This is a genomic window from Streptomyces sp. ADMS (assembly GCF_033441795.1).
Classification (GTDB): domain Bacteria; phylum Actinomycetota; class Actinomycetes; order Streptomycetales; family Streptomycetaceae; genus Streptomyces.
The window spans coordinates 1-424 of record NZ_JAVFVX010000458.1; the positions used below are offsets into that span (position 1 = coordinate 1).

Genomic DNA, 424 nt, shown 5'->3' on the forward strand with positions numbered 1-424 from the left:
GCCGGTCGGCCGCGCTCGCCCGCACGCCCAACACATCGCAGGCCGGAGCGACTCCACCCATTGCCTCAGCCGCCGCCGGCCCGCCCGCGCCCGGCCCCTCGCGCCGCCGCTGACTACGCCCTCGGAGGAGCTGTGCCGTACGACCTGAACGACGAGCGGTGGCGCGAGTACCACGTCACCCCGCGATACCTGGCCGGATCGACCTTCACCGGTGATCCCGCCCTCCAGCCCCTCCTCGACGTGGGCTGGAAACTGAATCACGACGAGATGGGCAACGTGTATGTCAACGCACCGGACCAGACGGTCCGCCTGGGCTACCTGCCCGAAGGCGACGACGACGCGCTGTGGAAGATCACGGCGTACTCCGATCCCTTCGCGATGCCTCGCTGGCTGGTCACGTACCAGGACAGCACCCCGACCGAGA

1 protein-coding gene is annotated in these 424 nt (G+C 69.8%); it reads left to right on the forward strand.

The annotated features are described in order from the left end of the window. Positions 1 to 132 precede the first annotated feature (132 nt). The coding region (locus RB628_RS41540) for a DUF317 domain-containing protein (RefSeq protein WP_318325786.1) at positions 133 to 424 on the forward strand (292 nt) is incomplete at its 3' end.